Raw genomic sequence first — 16419 nt, forward strand, 5'->3', positions numbered from 1 at the left:
CGCCGCAGCCGCCGACCGTCCAGCGGCCGGATCCGGAGCCCAACCTCACCACCCCCTGTCCCCCGCCGCCCGGCGGCTGGCGGGTCGTCGACGAGGCGAAGGCCACCACAGCCGCGTACAAGGAGGCGTTCGAGTTGGCCTACGCGGCGCCCGACGCGGCCGGAGCCTGGATCGACCAGAACGGCGGCATGAACGACCCACGCAAGCTGGTGGTCAACGCCCGCTTCACCGGCGACCTGGCCGCGCACGAGGCACGTCTGCGGGCGGTCTGGGGTGGAGCGCTGTGCGTGTCACGGGCGGCCCGGTCGACCGCGGAGCTCAACCGCGTCGCTGCCGAACTTTCAGGCGAGCCGGGCGTCCTGAGCGCCGGCGCGGACATCCGGACGAACCAGGTCGTCGCCGAGGTCTACGTCGCCGACGACGCCCGCCAGCGGGATCTGGACGCCCGCTACGGGGTCGGCGTGGTCCGGCTGACCGGTTACCTGGAGCCGGCCTAGGACCCGGTCCCAGGTGCCGTCCTCCGACCAGCGGCGGTGCCGTTTCCAGGCGGTCTGCCACGCGCCGAACCGGGGCGGCAGCTCGCGCCACGCGATGCCGGCGCGGTCGCGATAGAGGATCGCCTCCACGACCTGCCGCTGCGGTGCCGGCGGGCGACCGACCGTTGACCGGGCCGGCGGCAGCAGCGGACGGATCCGGGCCCACTGGTCGTCGGTGAGCAGCAGGCCCGCCGTGGGCGGCGGGGCCGGCGCCGGTGCGCGGCCGGCTCCCGCGCCGAGCAGCGCCACGGCGGCGGCGATACCGGTCTCCGCCACGTCGCGGACGTCGCCGCCCTCCTCCAGGACGGTCGCGGTCAGCTCGCGCAGGCCGCCGAGGATGACCAGGGCGAGCTCGCGCGACACCGGCGCGATGCCCGCCCGGCGGAACGGTTCGTGGGCGGTGAGCCGCTGCACCAGGTCGGCGAGAGCATTCATCGAGTCACGCCGGACCCGGCCGGCCACCGGGCCGAGCGACGGGAACTCGCGGATCCAGCACAGCGAGAGCTCCGGGCTCGCCGTGACGTGCGCGATGTAGGCCAGCACGGCCTGCCGGGTCTGCGCCGGCCACGGCGCCGCCGGGTCGACGGCGGTGACGATGCGGCGCATCAGCGCGGCGTTGGCCGCCTCCATCAGGGCCAGCAGGCTTTCGTCCTTCGTCGCGTACACCTGGTAGAACGTGCTCCGCGAGGCGCGCGCGTGCCGCACGATGTCGGCGATCGTCGTCTCCCGGTAGCCGCGCTCCTCGATCGCCCGGTGCAGCCCCTTGAGCAACCGCTCCCGGACCGGGTCGGCCGTCACCGCCGTGACCGGCGCAGGCTGGCCACGATGTCGTAGTAGCGGGTCGGTGCCAGCCGGGCCAACGCGTCGACCAGATAGGCGTCCGGGCCGACCAGGATCCGCGCCTTGCCCCGGTCGACTCCCTTGTGGATGATCGCGGCGGCTCGCTCGGGCGTGGTCCGGGCGATCGCGTCGAACTCGGCCGCGATCTGCTCGTGCGTGCGCCCGCGGCCCTCGGGGTCCGCCCGGAACCGGGCGTTGCGCGCGATGTTGGTCTTCACCCCACCCGGGTGTACGGTCGCCGCCCGCACCCCGGTGCCGCGCAGCTCCTGCCGGAGCGCCTCGGTGAAGCCGCGCACGGCGAACTTCGCGGCGCAGTAGGCGCTCTGGTACGGGACGCCGATCAGCCCGTACACGCTGGAGGTGTTGACGATCGTCCCGGAGTCCTGCGCGACGAGCGCCGGCAGGAAGGCTCGGACGCCGTTGACCACCCCGCGGAAATTGATCTCGTGCAGCCAGTCGTCGTCCGCCGGGAGGGCGCCGAGCACCGACGAGCCGATCGCCACGCCCGCGTTGTTGAACACCGCGCCGAGCGGGGCCGGCGCCCACTCGCTGACCGTTTGGGCGAAGGCCGTCACCGCCGCCGCGTCGCGCACGTCGAGCACCTGGCGCAGCACCGGCCCGGTCAGGTCGGCCGAGGCTTCCTTGAGCCCGGGCTCGTCGACGTCGGCGATGGCCACCGGGCAGCCGGCCGCGGACAGCCGCCGGGCCAGCGCCCGGCCGATCCCGGACGCGGCACCGGTGACGACGGCCGTGCGACCCACGAGGGCCTCAGGCCGGGACATCGGCGGGCCTGTCCTGCGCGTGCCCGGCGATCAACTGGGCGAGCCGGGGCCAGGCGCCCACCGGTAGGTCGTGGCCGAGACCTGGGATGACGACGAGCCGCGAGCCGGGGATCGTCTCGTGGGTCACCCGCCCGCCGCTCGGGTGGACCATCCGGTCGCGGTCTCCGTGCACGACCAGCGTCGGCACCCGGACCTCGCGCAACTCACGCGTGCGGTCACCGGAGGCGTAGATGGCCGCGAGTTGCCGGCCCGTGCCGGCCGACGACCGGTCCCGGTCCCAGGCCTCGCCCGCCCGCGCGCCCACGGCGTCCCCGTCGAAGGGAAAGCCGTGCGAGCCGATGTGCCGGAAGATCCGCACTGCCCGGGCGGCCGCCTCCGCACGGGTGCGCGGTGGCCGGCCCGCGAGCAGGGCCCAGGTGGACAGTGCGGGGCGGCCCACCTTGCGGGCGCCGGTGGTCGACATGATCGAGGTCAGCGTGCGTACCCGGGACGGGAACTGCACGGCGACGGTCTGCGCGATCATGCCGCCCATCGACGCGCCGACCAGGTGGGCGCTGGGCAGCTCGAGGGCGTCGAGCAGCCCGGCGGTGTCGCGGGCCAGGTCACCGAGGTGGTACGCGTCTGGCGGGATGCGGCCGCGCAGGATCGCCGTGAGCGGCGGCGGCCTGTAGTCGGCGTGCGTCGACCGGCCCACGTCGCGGTTGTCGAAGGCGATCACCCGGTAGCCGCGCTCGGCCAGCAGGTCGCGGAAGCCCGTCGGCCATGAGAGCAGCTGCATGCCCAGACCGGCCACCAGCACCAGCGGCGGACCGCCGGGATCGCCGGTCTCCGTGTAGCACAGCGTGATCCCGCGCCCGACGTCCGCGAAACGTTCCTCGGTCACGCGCCGACCTCCATCCGGGCTCCTTCGGTGTGTGTCTGTCGCCGGCGGCGCCTGTTGACGACCACCCGGCCGCCCTGGTGCGGCGCGTAGGCGACGCCGCGCGAATGCCACCGCTCGTCCGGCGCGGACGTCGTGCGCAGCTCGAAGTCGCGCAGCAGCGTGCGCAGGACCACGGTCAGCTCCAGGTTGGCGAAGGCGGCGCCGACGCAGCGCCGGGTGCCGCCGCCGAACGGGATCCAGGCGTACGTCGCCGGTTTGACCCCGACGAACCGGCCGGGGTCGAACCGCTCCGGGTCCGGGAACGCCTCCGGGTCGTTCTGCACGAGGTCGATCCCGGCGAGCACGGTCCACCCCTTCGGCACCTCGAACCCCTCGATGACCAGGCCGTCCGCGCGGACCTTGCGGGCGGTGTTGAGCACCACCGGCCGGGTCCGCTGCAGCTCCAGGATCGTGGCGGCGAGCAGGTCCGTCCCGCCCTGGTCGAGGTCGTCGACGAGCGCGTGCAGCGCGGCCGGATGACGGGTGAGCCGTTCCATCGCCCAGGCCAGCGTGGTCGCGGTCGTCTCGTGCCCGGCGGCGAGCAGGGTCAGCAGCTCGTCGCGGACATGCGCGTCGGACATCGGCGCGCCGTCCTCGTAGCGGCTCTGCAGCATCATCGAGAGGATGTCGTCGCCGGGCTCCTCCCGGGCGCGCTCGATGAGCCGCTGAACGATCCCGTCGTACGCGGCGCGGTGTTCCCTGAGCTTCCGCCATGGGTTCCAGGGGCCGATCGAGCGCTCCTTGAACGGCACGACGGCCATCCGCGACCCGTACGTGACGAAGATCGGAAGCTTCTCGCGGAGCTCCTCGAGCTCCGCGCCGCCGGCGCCGAAGACCGCGCGGAGGATCACGTTGAGGGTGATCCGCATGAACGGGGTCAGCGTGGCGAACTCCTGACCCACTGGCCAGGTCTCGGCCTCCTTGCGGAACTCCTCCTCGATCAGGCCGGCGTACGCCTGCATGCGCTTGCCGTGGAACGGCGGCACGAGCAGCTTGCGCCGGAGCCGGTGCGGCTCACCGTCGAGCCCGAAGATGGAGCCGCCGCCGAGCATCCGGCTGAGGTTGGGCTGCGGGGTGCCGGCCAGCTCGGGGCTCGCGGTGAAGAGCTGCTTGAGCCTGGTCGGGTCGCTGACCACCAGGGTCCTGCCGAACGGCGGCACGTCGAGGACGAAGGTGGGGCCGTGGCGGTCTCGCAACGACATCAGAAAGCGGCGACGGAACACCACCATCCCGAGCGCCTGCCCCACCTTGGGAACCCGAACCACGGGTGGGTCCATACGTCCTCCTCTGTGGAGTACCGCCGCGTACCCGACACGAGCACGGTAGCTCCGGCGCGCGGCAGGACACAAGGGTTGGTCTATGTCTCCAATGGGCTCGGGTTTGGAGACAGCTTCCGGTAGAACGAATGCACCGCGGGCTGGCCCGTGTAGTTGGGCCCGGCCCGATCGTCGGCGCCCCGGTAGTCGTACGGGAAGGTCGGCTCGCGACGGCCGACGAGGCTGATCCGATGGCGCCGGCCGTCGTAGGTGAACCCGTTGCGGCGGAGCTCTTTGCCCAGCGCGAGGGGCGCGCCGTCTTCGCCTCGGATGCTCGCCAGGTCGAGGTCCGCGACGAGCTGGCCGGTGTCGGTCAACCAACTCGCGGCGCGGGCCAGCACGCCCAGTTTGTCGCCGACGTAGTGCAGGCCGTGCACCACGGTGATCAGGTCGAAGCGGCGGTCCGGCTGCCAGCTGGTCGCCGGTGCGCAGACGAGGGTGACCGCCGGGTCGCCAGGGTCGAAGTAGTCGACCAGGTCGACGCCGACCAGCTCGACCCGGCCGGCGAGGCCGCGCGCGGTGACCTCGGCGCCGGCCTGGAGCAGGGCGCGGCCCTGGCCGCAGCACAGGTCGAGCCAGGCGACGGTCGCTCTGTCTTCCAACCTGGCCAGGAGCCGGTCGAGCGGGTTGAAGCCGAGGTCGCGGGTGTAGCTGTTCGGACCGGCGAGCTGGCGCTCCCGGTTCATCGCGATGTTGGCCACGACGGCCGATGCGGACAGCGTCTCGTCGTCCAGGAGGCCAGCCATCCGACGAGCTTAGGGGGCTCCGTGTCAGGGCGGTGGCGGGCTCGTGTCAGCGCGGCTGGCGATCGTGGGTGCCACACCACTTCTTCGTAGGGAGATTGAGATGAGCTTTTCCGAGGCGGGGCTTCGCCGGGTTCGCGACGTCCTGGGCCGGCACGTCGAGTCCGGGCGGATTCCCGGGCTGGTCGCGCTGATCAGCCGGGGCGACGAGACGCACGTCGAGGCGGTCGGGACAATGCGCCATGACGGCGGCCCACCGATGCGCCGGGACACGATCTTCCGGATGGCGTCGACGTCAAAGCCGGTCTCGGTCGCGGCGACGATGGTCCTGCTCGACGAGTGCCGGCTGCGGCTGGACGACCTGGTCGAGCCGTGGCTGCCGGAGCTCGCCGACCGGCAGGTCCTGAGGCGGATCGACAGCCCGCTGGACGACACCGTGCCGGCGCATCGGCCGATCACCGTGCGGGACCTGCTGACCTCGACGTTCGGGCTCGGCATGGACCTGACGGCGCTGGGCGCCCCGATCATGGGCGCGATCTTCGAGCAGGGACTCACGCCCGACCTGCCGACGCCGATGCCCGAGCCGGACGAGTGGATGCGCCGGCTGGGCACGCTTCCGCTGATGTACCAGCCCGGGGAGCGCTGGCAGTACCACATCAGCAACGACGTCCTCGGCGTACTCGTCGCCCGGGTCACGGGTCAATCCTTCGAGTCGTTCCTGCGCGAGCGGATCTTCGAGCCCTTGGGCATGAAGGACACCGGCTTCCACGTACCCGAAGAGAAGATCGACCGGCTCCCGACGTTGTACGCCCCGGACCCGGCCAGCGGAGAGTTCCACGTCTGGGACGAGCCCGTGGGCGGACGGTGGAGCGCACCGCCGGCGTTCCCGGGTGGTGGCGGCGGGCTGGTCTCCACCGTCGACGACTACAACGCCTACTTCCGGATGCTGCTCAACCGCGGCATGCACGGCACCGAACGGATCCTGTCCCGGCCCGCCGTCGAACTGATGACCACGAACCGGCTCACCGCCGAGCAGCAGGCCGCCCGACACGCGATGGCCGTCAACAACGTGCACCTGTCGTTCGGCCAGGGTCAGCACGGCGGCTGGGGCTTCGGGACGGCGGTGCGCACGTACCGGGGTGACTACGCACCCGTGGGCCAGTTCGGCTGGGACGGCGGCAGCGGCACCTCGACGTACGCCGACCCGGAGAACCAGCTCACCGGAATGGTGCTCACGCAGGTCGGGATGTCGGTCCCGGACTCGGCGCGGGTCATCCACGACTTCTGGACCACCGTGTACCAGGCAATCTGAGCTGACGGTCACGGGGGTTCAGGCCGAACCCCCGTGACCGTTTCACACCTGACCACGTACGACGATGTCGCGGATGTCGCCGGTGACCGTCGTGACCGTGGAGACGCGGTCGCTGGCGAAGTCGAGTAGCTCCACGGCCGTGACCCGCAGATCCTGGCCCGATCGACGCGTGACGAGGGCTCCACCGTCCACACTGGTCTCGACCTGGCGCAGCGCGCGCTCCTCGTTCTTGGGAACCGGCAGGGTGTGGCGGCGGGGCCGCACGCCCGGCTGGTTCAGGTCGAACGTCCGCGGGTCGTCCGTCGCGCCCGCGGGGTTCTCGGTCCACAACGCCAGCGTGTGGCCGTCGGGCAACAGCGCACCACCGGCGAACTGGCTGTCTTCCAGGCCACGGTTCATCGTCACGACGTCGCGGCCGAGTTCACTCCCGTCGAGCGGGTTCACCGTCGACACGGACACCTCGTCGCTGTAGGCGACCGCGTAGCACAGCAGGAGGTACGCGCTGTCCCGGAGGCCGCAGACGGTCGTCGTGCCGTACGCGCCGGCCGCCACCTCGGCGACCTCGGTCCCGGTTGCCAGCTCGACCACCTTGACGGACTGCGGCGCACCGGGGTTGGTGACGCCGGTCCGCACCGCCATCCACCGGCTGTCCCTCGACCAGGCCACGATGTTCGTGTCGTCGTCGGTGCCGAGGTCGACGACCCGGTCGCCGCCCAGGTCGCGCACCACCCGCCGGCCGTCCCGCAGCATGGCGACCCACCGGCCGTCGGGCGAGATGGCCCGCACGGCCTCGCCCCCGTCGTAGTGCCGACCGTCCGCGGTCACCAGCGTCGTCGAGCCGTCGCCGCGGGTGTAGGCCAGCACGGCAGGGCTGACCCGGGTGTCGGGCAGCGCGACCACGGACCGCTCGGGCGCCAGCCGCTCCGGAAGCCAGCCCACTTCGGCCGACTTGTCCGGGCGCAGAGGCAGGACGGCGACCGCTCCGGCGGCCACGAGCACCACGGCAGCGACCGGTGCGGCCCAGGCGACCCGCCGCTGCCGCCGGGCGATCCGCAGCGCCCGGTCCGTCACGTCGTACGACCGGGCCTCCGCCGCGACGTCGGCCAGCAGTTCCCTCATGCCGGTCACCGGCGCACCTCCTGCTGTTCCTGGACGAGATCGGCCAGTTCGGGGGCGAGCTCACGCAGCCGGCGCAGCGCATGGTGGGTCTGGCTCTTGACGGTGCCGACGGAACAGCCGAGCGTCTCGGCGATGCCGGCTTCGGACAGGTCGTCGTAGAACCGCAGAACGATCACGGCCCGCTGTTTCGCGGTGAGCTTGGCCAGCGCCTGCCGCATCAGCAGCCGCCGCACCGCGTCGTCGGCCTCGTCCCGCAGCGCCGGACGGTCTCGATGTTCGGCGGTCGGCAGCTCCCGGCGCCGGGACAACCGGCGCGAGGAGATGAACTCGTGGTAGAGCGCCTTGCGGACGTACGCCTCGGGTTCGCCGACCCCCGACACCCGATCCCAATGCCGGGCGATCTTGACCAGGGTGGACTGCACCAGGTCCTGCGCCGCGTGATGGTCGCCAACCAGGAGGTACGCGACCCCTGACAGCTTGGCCAGCCGGGCTGTCACGAAGTCCCGGAAGCCAGCCTCGTCCCGCATCCCATCCCCGCTCGCCGGCAATGCACGTCACGACCTACACGAGGCCTGGCCGGCGAAAGGTTGGCACCCGTCCGGACCTTTATCGACGTGGTTGCCGCGCCGGCCTTCTCGCGCCGCGAGGCTGTGGCGGCAGGGTGGATGGCAGGCGTTCCTGGTGGCGGCGCAGCAGGCTGTTCAGGTAGAGCAGCGCCAGGCCCAGGACGCCCATGTCGTCCAGGTAGATCGGGTCCGGCAGCAGGTCGACCGGGAAGAACGTGAAGATGACGGCGCCGTAGAAGGCAAACTTGCCGCCGAAGCCCAGCTCGCCGAGTTGGTTGCGGACCCGGAAGACCCGCACGAGCAGGATGACCGTGCCGATCACCGCGCCGACCAGCACGATGGCGCCGGCCACGATGACGGCTATCCATGCCTCTCGGGACATACGGACACCGTACCAACGCGTCGGTTCTCAGGCTCAGATCAACGTCGTCGACTCGGCGCGGTCGTTGCGCAGCGACAGGAATCCCGGATCACGCCCTTGACGGAAAGCGGCGCCATGTCGGCAGCGATAACCGCCTACAGTGGGCCGATGGCCTTGATCGATCTGGACCGGGAGGCACCCACCGGCCGGCGCACGGCGAGGCATCCAGCGAGGGCGGTCGCGGCGTTGGGCGTCCTGGTGGCGCTGGTGGTGTTGCCGGGCGAGCACCCCGCCGCCCCCACACCGAAGCCGGTCTCGGAATGCACCCTGTTTCTCGGCAACGGGTCAGGCCCACGCATCGGGGTGGTCGATCCCGAAACCGGCGCCGTGACCTTCCGGATGCCGCCGGACGAGGTCACTGCCGTGATCATGGAGATCTGTCCGGACTGACGCGCCTATCCCCCTTCTGGGCCACGGACTCCGTGGATCTCTCACGTTACGCTGAGCGTCACTTCGAGCACGCGGTGCTTCGGAAGGGACGGCGATGGCGGGACGGACCCGGCTGCGATCCGTGGCGGTCCTGTTCGTCGGCATGGCGTGCGCCGCGGTTGCCGCCTCGATCCTCGCCGTCGCCACCAACGCCGCCACCGAGGTCACCGGGTCCTGGCCACTCGGTCTCGACGCGCTGCGGCGCCACCCGTTTCGTTGGATGGTCGCCGGCGTCGTGCTCGCTGCCGTCGCCTCCTTCGCTCTCTGGTGGCTCCAGCACCGCACCGAGCAGCCGGATCCCCTGATACCGCCCGGGGAACGGCTCGACCCGTGGGTCGTCGACCGGCCGCGGGAGCTCGGCGCGATCAAGAAGGCTTTGCTGGCTGGGCGCTCCGCGGTCGGCATCACGACCGCGCTCAGCGGTGCGGGCGGCTTCGGGAAGACCACCCTGGCCCGGATGGTGCGCGCGGACCCGCAGGTCATCCGGCATTTCAAGGGCCGCATTCTGTGGCTCACCTTCGGCCGTGACACCGTCACGAAGTCCGCCGTCGCCGAGAAGGTCAACGACCTCATCGCCCGCGTCGATCCCCGGCACGCCCGGGCGTTCACGGACCCGGGCCAGGCCGGTGAGCACCTCGCCGCCCTGCTCAACCGCGGCGATCGGGTCCTGCTGGTCCTCGACGACGTCTGGTACCCGCAGCAGCTCGCTCCCTTCCGGTTCCGGGTTCCCGGCTGCGCCCAGCTCGTGACGACCCGCAACCCCGCGTTGCTGCACGGCAGCCAGGTCATCCCGGTGAAGCTCGACGCGATGTCCGACGAGCAGGCGGTCCGGCTGCTCACCTGGAATCTGGATGGCGCCGCAATCCCCGCTGCGACGGTCACCGCCGTCCTTGCCGAGACGGGCCGGTGGCCGCTGCTCCTCCGCCTCATCAACAAGATCCTGCTCGACGAGGCCCGCACCGGCGGCGACGTGTCCGCGGCGGTTGCCGACATCCGCGAGCGGCTCCGCCGCCGTGGCGCCCTCGCTGTCGACGACCTCACGGGTGCCCAGGCGACGACGCTCGACATCGACGACCCCGACCGGCGTCAGTTGGCGGTGCGGGCCACCATCGAGGCCAGCACCGGGCTGCTCGCCGTGGCCGACCGGGAACGGCTCGCCGAGCTGGGCGTTTTCGCCGAGGACGAGACCGTGCCCCTCACCCTCGTCCGTCGGTTGTGGAAGCTCGACCCGCTCGCCGCGCGGCAGCTCTGCGTACGCCTGGACGAGCTCGCTCTCGTGTCCCTGTCCGGCGACACAGTGACCCTGCACGACGTCGTTCGCGACTACCTGCGCGCGGCGCTGCGTGATCGGCTCGATGCCGTGAACGCCGGCCTGCTCGCGACGTTCACCTCGACGCTGCCGGCCGCCGAGCCGCTGGAGCCGGGCGGACCCAGCATCGCGTGGTGGGACCTTTCGCCGCGGGAGCGGTACCTGTGGGACCACCTCGTCGAGCACGCGGGACCGACGGAGGGGGAGGCGATCGCGGCCGACCTCCGCTGGGTCGAGGCGCGGCTTCGGCATTTCGGGGTCGCCGCGCCCTATGCCGACCTGCGACGCGTCGGTACCCAGGCGGCCGATGAGCTCGCTCTGGTGTTGTTGCGCGCGGCCCATCTGCTGCGGCCGACGAAACCACCGCAGGCCCTGACCGACGTGCTGCACGCCCGGGTGGCCGAGCATCCTCGATGGGCGACGCAAGCCGCCACACTGCGCGAGCGGCTGCCCGGCCCCCGGCTGGTGAGCCGGTGGCCACAGCCGGACCTGCCTGACCCGGCGGTACGCCGAACGCTGAGCGGCCGCTCCGAGGACGTCAACGCGATCGCGGTTTCCGCGGACGGACGCTGGCTGGCGTCCGCCGACGACGATGGCTGCGCCACGGTCTGGGATGTCAGGACCGGTGAACCTCGAGCCACCTACCGGGGGACGAACTATGAAGGCAGCGGGGATGGTGTCGGGTTCGCACCTGACGGAAGCTGGCTTGCCGTCGCGCTGTCCTCCGGCCTGATACGGCTCTGGGACCTCGGCACGGGGTCGGTGATCGCCGAGTTCGGCGACCTCGTCGGGCGGACGATGTCAATGGCCGTTTCCCGGGACGGCGCCGCGCTCGTCATCGGCGAGCGGAACGGCCGGGTCACGGTGTGGGACATCGCTCGCCGAAAGCTGCGTGCCGAGTTGACGGGGCACAAGGGCGAGGTCCTGGCCGTCGCGGTGGCGCCGGACGGAAGCTGGCTGGTGACCGGTGGCATGGACGGCACCGCGCGGCTCTGGAACCCGGCGAAGCGCACGGGCACGGTCGTCGCCGACGATCTTGGGCCGGTCGACTCGGTGACTGTGGCGCCCGACGGCACGTGGTTCGCCGCGGCAGCGGTGGTCAACGTCCTGCGCTGGGAGCGAGCAACCGGAGAGGTGACCAAGCTCAAGGTGCCGGACTCGGGCTTCAGAGCCCTCGCCATCTCACCGGACGGCACCCGCCTGGCCGTCGCGGCATACAGCAAGTTGGTCATCGTCGACGCCGCCACCGGCAAGGTGCACAGCACCGTCGCTCGATTCGCCGACGACGTGGTCATGACCGCGTACGCCCCTGACGGGACGTGGCTCGCCGCGGTCACCGGACGCGACACCCGCATCCTCGACCTCCGCCCGCCAGCGCTCGGGGAAAGCAAGCCCGATCGGCGGCACCGACTCGACGTCTGGTCGATCGCGGCCGGCCGGGACACGTTCGTCACCGGCGGCAACAACGTGCGCCCGCGCGTCTGGGACGCCAGATCCGGCGAGCTGCTCAGGCGATTGCCGAAGGTGAACGGCATTGTCAACTCGATCGCGGTCCCGGCATCCGGCTCGTGGGTCGCGGCCGCGTGGGACCACGAGGTTCTGATCGCGAACCGGCGAACAGGCAAGGAACTGCACCGGATCCGCACCGCCAAACGCGACGTCGAGTGGGTGTCGGCCGCCCCAGACGGAAGCTGGCTGGCGGGCGGCGACAAAAAAGGCAACGTGGTGGTGTGGGATGCCACGACCGGTGTTGTCCGGCAAACGTTCGAGAGTCCTAAAGACAGCCTGGAAGCGGTCGTCGTCTCACCCGACGGATCGTGGATCGCGGCCGGCGGCTACGAAGAGAAGCTGGTCGTCTGGGACGTCGCCCACGGCTCGCAACGCCACGTCCTGCGTCAGCACTCCGACACCATTCGCACGCTGGCGGTCGCGCCCGACGGCACCTGGCTGGCCTGCGGTGACGACGACGGGCGCGTCCTGATCTGGGAACCGTCGTCGGGGCAGCGCCTGGCGAAACTGCGGCGGCACCGCGGTGAGGTCGTCGCCGTCGCGGTGACCGACGACGGGCGATGGCTCGCGACCGTCGGCGACGACCGGGACGTGCGCCTCTGGGACTGCCACACCTGGGAGCTCGCCACGATGACCCGGCTGGACAGCACGCCACGCGGCTGTGCCTGGACAAGCGACCCGCGGGTGCTGCTGGTCGGGACGGAAGCGGGCATCTGCGCGTTCGACCTCGTGCGCTGAAACGCGCAGAGGCCCGCGCCGCGTCGGTTTTGTCGCTCTCTCAGCTGGGCATGGGACTCTGTTCATCTACGACATCGATCTTCGGAGGGGAAGCCCGTGGGGGGCTATGGGGTGCAGATCGCGCTCGTACTCGTGCTGGTGTTGGTGAACGCGGTGTTCGCCGGCAGCGAGATGGCGCTCGTGTCGTTGCGGGAGAGCCAGATCCGGCGGCTCGAACGCAGCTCGCGAGGCGGGCGGGTGCTGGCCCGGTTGGCCGACGACCCCAACCGGTTCCTCGCGACCATCCAGATCGGGATCACGCTGGCCGGGTTCCTGGCCTCGGCGGCCGCGGCCGTCTCGCTGGCGCAGCCGCTGATCGAGCCGCTCGGGTTCCTCGGTGAGTCGGCCGCCGAGCCGGTCGCGATCGTGCTCGTGACCATGGTGCTGACGTTCTTCACGCTCGTGTTCGGCGAGTTGGCGCCGAAGCGGATCGCGATGCAGCGGGCCGAGGGGTGGGCGCTGATGGTGGCCCGGCCGCTCGACCTGCTGTCCACGTTCTCCCGGCCGCTGGTGTGGCTGCTCGGCAAGACCAGCGACCTGGTGGTCCGGCTGTCCGGCGGCGACCCGGCCGCCGGGCGCGAGGAGGTCAGCACCGAGGAGCTGCGCGACATGGTCGCCGCGCAGCAGACCATCCCGGCCGACCAGCGGATGATCATCAGTGGTGCGTTCGAGGTCGCGGACCGGGTGCTGCGCGAGGTGCTGACCCCGCGCGGGCAGGTGTTCACGCTGCCCGCGGCCACGCCGGCGAGCCACGCGCTGCGGGACATCGTCAAGGCCGGGCAGTCGCGGGCGCCGGTGGTCGGGCCGAACGGGCTCGACGACGTGCTCGGCGTGGTGCACATCCGCGACCTGGTCGACAGCGTGGGCGCCGTCGCCGGCAGCGCGCACCCGGCCGTGTTCCTGCCCGAGACGCTCAAGGTGACCGACGCGATCCGCCAGCTCCGGCAGCAGCGCCAGCAGTTCGCCATCGTGGTCGACGAGCGGGGCGCGGTCGACGGGATCGTCACCATGGAAGACCTGCTGGAGGAGATCGTCGGCGAGATCTACGACGAGACCGACCGCGACGTGCAGGCCGTCGTCCGCACACCCGACGGCGACCTGATGCTCGTCGGCACGTACCCGATCCATGACCTGCCCGACATCGGCGTCGACCTGGGCGACGACGAGCAGCGCGACTACACCACGATCGCCGGGCTGCTGCTCTCCCGCCTCGGGCACATTCCGACCGCGCCGGGCGAGACCGTCGAGTTGCCCGGGCACACCGCGGAGGTCGTCGAGGTGACCGGGAGGGCGATCACTCGGGTCCGCCTCCGCGCGCGAGTGGACACGGTAGGGCAAGCTCAACGCTGATCACGGCGACGGAAGGGACGGTCAATGCTGCACGTCAGCGCCCTCGGGTGGACGCTCACGATCCTGGTCATCCTCGGGCTGCTCGCGCTCGACCTGATCATCGGAACACTCAAGCCGCATGCCGTGCACTTCAAGGAAGCCGTCGCCTGGTCGGTCTTCTACATCGCGATCGCGGTCGTGTTCGGCGTGGTCTTCGCGTCGATCTCGGGATGGGAGTTCGGCACCCAGTACTTCGCCGGCTACCTGGTCGAGAAGAGCCTCTCGGTCGACAACCTGTTCGTCTTCGTGATCATCATGTCCACGTTCGCGGTGCCGGAGGCGCACCAGCAACGCGTGCTCACCTTCGGCATCGTGCTGGCCCTCGCCTTCCGCGTGGTCTTCATCATCCTCGGCGCGACCCTGCTGAACCTGTTCTCGTTCATGTTCCTGGTGTTCGGGCTGTTGCTGATCTACACGGCGGTCCAGCTCTATCGCCACCGCGACGAGGACCCTGACGTCGGCGACAACGCGCTGGTACGGGCGACCCGCCGACTGGTCCCGGTGACCGACGAGTACCGCGACGGCAAGCTGTTCAGCAGGGACGACGGCCGGCGGGTGGCCACACCGCTGTTCGTCGTGCTGATCGCGATCGGCAGCACCGACCTGCTGTTCGCCCTCGACTCGATCCCGGCGGTGTTCGGCGTGACCGAGGAGACGTACATCGTCTTCACCGCCAACGCTTTCGCCCTGCTCGGTTTGCGCGCCCTGTTCTTCCTCGTGAAGGGCCTGCTGGATCGGCTGGTCTACCTGTCGACCGGGCTCGCGATCATCCTCGCCTTCATCGGCGTGAAGCTGGCCCTGCACTGGGCGCACGTCGACATCTCCGAGAGCGTCTGGGAGATCTCGACCAACCTCTCGCTGGTCGTCATCGCGGTGGTCCTGACGGTCACCACGGTGGCCAGCCTGGTGGCCGTGCGCCGCGACCCGAGCAAGAAGGCCCACGCGGGCTCGATCCGGGCCCGCCGCGAGGGGCCGGAGCGGCCGGACGACGCTAGCTGAGCTTCGACACCTGGTAGTGGCCGATCCGCCAGCCGTCGCCGACCCGGCGCACGATGACGCAGAGCGAGAGGTTCAGGGTCGGCCGGTCGACGAAGGAGAAGTCGACGCTCAGGTAGCCCAGCACCGCGTCGTCGGCGAGGCGGCGGGTCTCGCGGATCTCGTAGGCCGGGGACATCCCCAGGGGCTGAGCGTCGTAGTACGTCGCGACGCCGGCAGGCCCGACGCTGTACGGGTGCAGGCCCTGGAAGATCGCGTCGTCCGTGAACAAGGAGGCGACGCGCTGCGGCTCGTGCGCGTCCACGGCCGACTTCCACCGGTCGAGCACGCCACGAAGGATCTCGGTCTCGGTCATGCTGGTCTCCTTCGGGTTCGATGAGCGGCGGCGGGCGGCACGGGGGCCGCCGCCCGCCTGGTCAACATCCTGGCCCAGTCGGTCGCGCCTGGCACGACCGCCTCGCTCACTGCTGCAAGGCGCAGCCTCCCAGCGCGCTAGCCTGGTAAGGGTGGAGTTGCGCCAGTTGCGCTATTTCGTCGCGGTTGCGGAGGAACTGAACTTCGGCCGGGCCGCCGCCCGCCTCCGCATCGCCGGCCCGTCGCTCTCCCAGCAGATCAAGGCCCTCGAACGCGACCTGGGCGTACGCCTCTTCGACCGGGACCGCCGCTCCGTCGCCCTGACCGCCGCCGGCGAGTCGCTGCTCCCGCGCACCCGGGCGCTGCTCGACCAGGCGGACGAACTGCGCCGGTCCGCCGCGGGTGGGTCGGCGCCCGTGCGGCTCGGCTACGTCAACTGGCGGCCGCCCGACCTGGCCGCGCGCGTCTCCGGAGTGGCGCAGGTGCACGTCGACGCCTGGGTGCTGCCGTCGCACGCCCAGGCGGGCCGGGTCGCCGACGGCAGCATCGACCTCGCGATCTGCTGGGTACCGGCGGCCGACCTGGCCGCACACAACCTCGACGCGCGGCTGATCGGCGTGGACCGGCTGTACGCGGTCGCCACCGGAACCGATCCGGCGCCCGTCCGCGCCGGCGACACCACGGTCCTGGTCGACGCGGACACGGCCACCTGGTCGTCGTGGAACCGGTACGCGGAGGAGTTCGCACGGGCGACGGGAGCGCGGGCCGTCCGCATCGACGACGGCGGCGTCACCGGACCCGCCTTCTTCGACCAGGTGCGGCGGCTCGACCGCCCGGTCGTCAACTCTCCGAAGGGCCAGACGACCCCGCTGCCGCCCGACCTCGTCCGGCGGCCCGTGGTCCGGCCGACGCCCTGCTGGACGTGGGCGCTGGTCTCCCGCCGGGACGACGACCGCGCCGCGGTGCGGGACGTCATCGCGGCACTGACCCACGACGTCGACCCCGTCGACCCGGACGCCGACACGACCTGGCTGCCGGCGGACGACCCGTTCAACCCGCGTCGTTAACAAGGGGCCCTTCCTATGCGAAAAGCGATAAG

General features: G+C 71.5%; 15 protein-coding genes. 6 read left to right on the top strand and 9 right to left on the bottom strand.

Annotated elements, in window-relative coordinates; genetic code table 11:
- Window positions 1-341: 341 nt before the first annotated feature.
- From BLV39_RS32460 to BLV39_RS32480, 5 genes are all read right to left on the bottom strand, one after another.
- Window positions 342-1334 carry a transposase gene (locus BLV39_RS32460; RefSeq protein ID WP_090800421.1) on the bottom strand — a complete coding sequence of 331 codons (993 nt, stop codon included), beginning with the start codon at window positions 1332-1334 and terminating at the stop codon, window positions 342-344.
- Complete coding sequence (locus BLV39_RS32465) at window positions 1331-2158, bottom strand: SDR family NAD(P)-dependent oxidoreductase (protein WP_090800422.1); 828 nt, start codon at window positions 2156-2158, stop codon at window positions 1331-1333. Before BLV39_RS32465 ends, BLV39_RS32460 begins: the two co-directional genes overlap by 4 nt.
- Window positions 2145-3041: an alpha/beta fold hydrolase gene (locus BLV39_RS32470; protein WP_090800423.1), complete on the bottom strand. Its 897-nt coding sequence runs from the start codon at window positions 3039-3041 to the stop codon at window positions 2145-2147. Before BLV39_RS32470 ends, BLV39_RS32465 begins: the two co-directional genes overlap by 14 nt.
- A complete protein-coding gene (locus BLV39_RS32475) occupies window positions 3038-4357 on the bottom strand; it encodes a cytochrome P450 (RefSeq protein WP_090800424.1) in 1320 nt (439 codons plus the stop codon). The genes BLV39_RS32470 and BLV39_RS32475 overlap by 4 nt, the downstream gene beginning before the upstream one ends.
- Window positions 4358-4437: 80 nt before the next feature.
- The gene (locus tag BLV39_RS32480; RefSeq protein WP_090800425.1) at window positions 4438-5142 is read right to left on the bottom strand and encodes a class I SAM-dependent methyltransferase; all 705 of its coding nucleotides are present in this window, start codon (window positions 5140-5142) and stop codon (window positions 4438-4440) included.
- A gap of 100 nt (window positions 5143-5242) precedes the next feature.
- Between BLV39_RS32480 and BLV39_RS32485 the strand changes: the two genes are divergently transcribed.
- Complete coding sequence (locus tag BLV39_RS32485; protein ID WP_090800426.1) at window positions 5243-6451, top strand: serine hydrolase domain-containing protein; 1209 nt, start codon at window positions 5243-5245, stop codon at window positions 6449-6451.
- Between the two features lie 42 nt (window positions 6452-6493).
- Here the strand turns inward: BLV39_RS32485 and BLV39_RS32490 are convergent, their stop codons facing one another.
- From BLV39_RS32490 to BLV39_RS32500, 3 genes are all read right to left on the bottom strand, one after another.
- Window positions 6494-7579, bottom strand: coding sequence for a TolB-like translocation protein (locus tag BLV39_RS32490; protein WP_090800427.1), 1086 nt, complete (start codon window positions 7577-7579; stop codon window positions 6494-6496).
- Entirely contained in the window at window positions 7576-8097 is a 522-nt protein-coding gene (locus BLV39_RS32495; RefSeq protein WP_090800428.1) for a SigE family RNA polymerase sigma factor, read from the bottom strand. The genes BLV39_RS32490 and BLV39_RS32495 overlap by 4 nt, the downstream gene beginning before the upstream one ends.
- Window positions 8098-8176: 79 nt before the next feature.
- On the bottom strand, window positions 8177-8518 hold the full coding sequence (locus BLV39_RS32500; protein ID WP_090800429.1) for a hypothetical protein: 342 nt from the start codon (window positions 8516-8518) through the stop codon (window positions 8177-8179).
- A 147-nt stretch (window positions 8519-8665) separates the two neighbouring features.
- Between BLV39_RS32500 and BLV39_RS32505 the strand changes: the two genes are divergently transcribed.
- From BLV39_RS32505 to BLV39_RS32520, 4 genes are all read left to right on the top strand, one after another.
- On the top strand, window positions 8666-8947 hold the full coding sequence (locus BLV39_RS32505; RefSeq protein ID WP_090800430.1) for a hypothetical protein: 282 nt from the start codon (window positions 8666-8668) through the stop codon (window positions 8945-8947).
- A 94-nt stretch (window positions 8948-9041) separates the two neighbouring features.
- A complete protein-coding gene (locus BLV39_RS32510) occupies window positions 9042-12542 on the top strand; it encodes an NB-ARC domain-containing protein (protein ID WP_090800431.1) in 3501 nt (1166 codons plus the stop codon).
- A 96-nt stretch (window positions 12543-12638) separates the two neighbouring features.
- Window positions 12639-13931: a hemolysin family protein gene (locus BLV39_RS32515; RefSeq protein ID WP_090800432.1), complete on the top strand. Its 1293-nt coding sequence runs from the start codon at window positions 12639-12641 to the stop codon at window positions 13929-13931.
- 24 nt (window positions 13932-13955) lie between these two features.
- Window positions 13956-14969 carry a TerC family protein gene (locus BLV39_RS32520; protein ID WP_090800433.1) on the top strand — a complete coding sequence of 338 codons (1014 nt, stop codon included), beginning with the start codon at window positions 13956-13958 and terminating at the stop codon, window positions 14967-14969.
- Here the strand turns inward: BLV39_RS32520 and BLV39_RS32525 are convergent.
- Complete coding sequence (locus tag BLV39_RS32525) at window positions 14962-15321, bottom strand: nuclear transport factor 2 family protein (protein ID WP_090800434.1); 360 nt, start codon at window positions 15319-15321, stop codon at window positions 14962-14964. The genes BLV39_RS32520 and BLV39_RS32525 overlap by 8 nt on opposite strands.
- 151 nt (window positions 15322-15472) lie before the next feature.
- Here BLV39_RS32525 and BLV39_RS44885 point away from each other — a divergent pair, with 151 nt between their 5' ends.
- Window positions 15473-16387: a LysR family transcriptional regulator gene (locus BLV39_RS44885; RefSeq protein ID WP_090800435.1), complete on the top strand. Its 915-nt coding sequence runs from the start codon at window positions 15473-15475 to the stop codon at window positions 16385-16387.
- The last annotated feature ends 32 nt before the right edge of the window (window positions 16388-16419 follow it).

Origin of the sequence: Asanoa ishikariensis, assembly GCF_900107455.1 — a bacterium.
Classification (GTDB): domain Bacteria; phylum Actinomycetota; class Actinomycetes; order Mycobacteriales; family Micromonosporaceae; genus Asanoa; species Asanoa ishikariensis.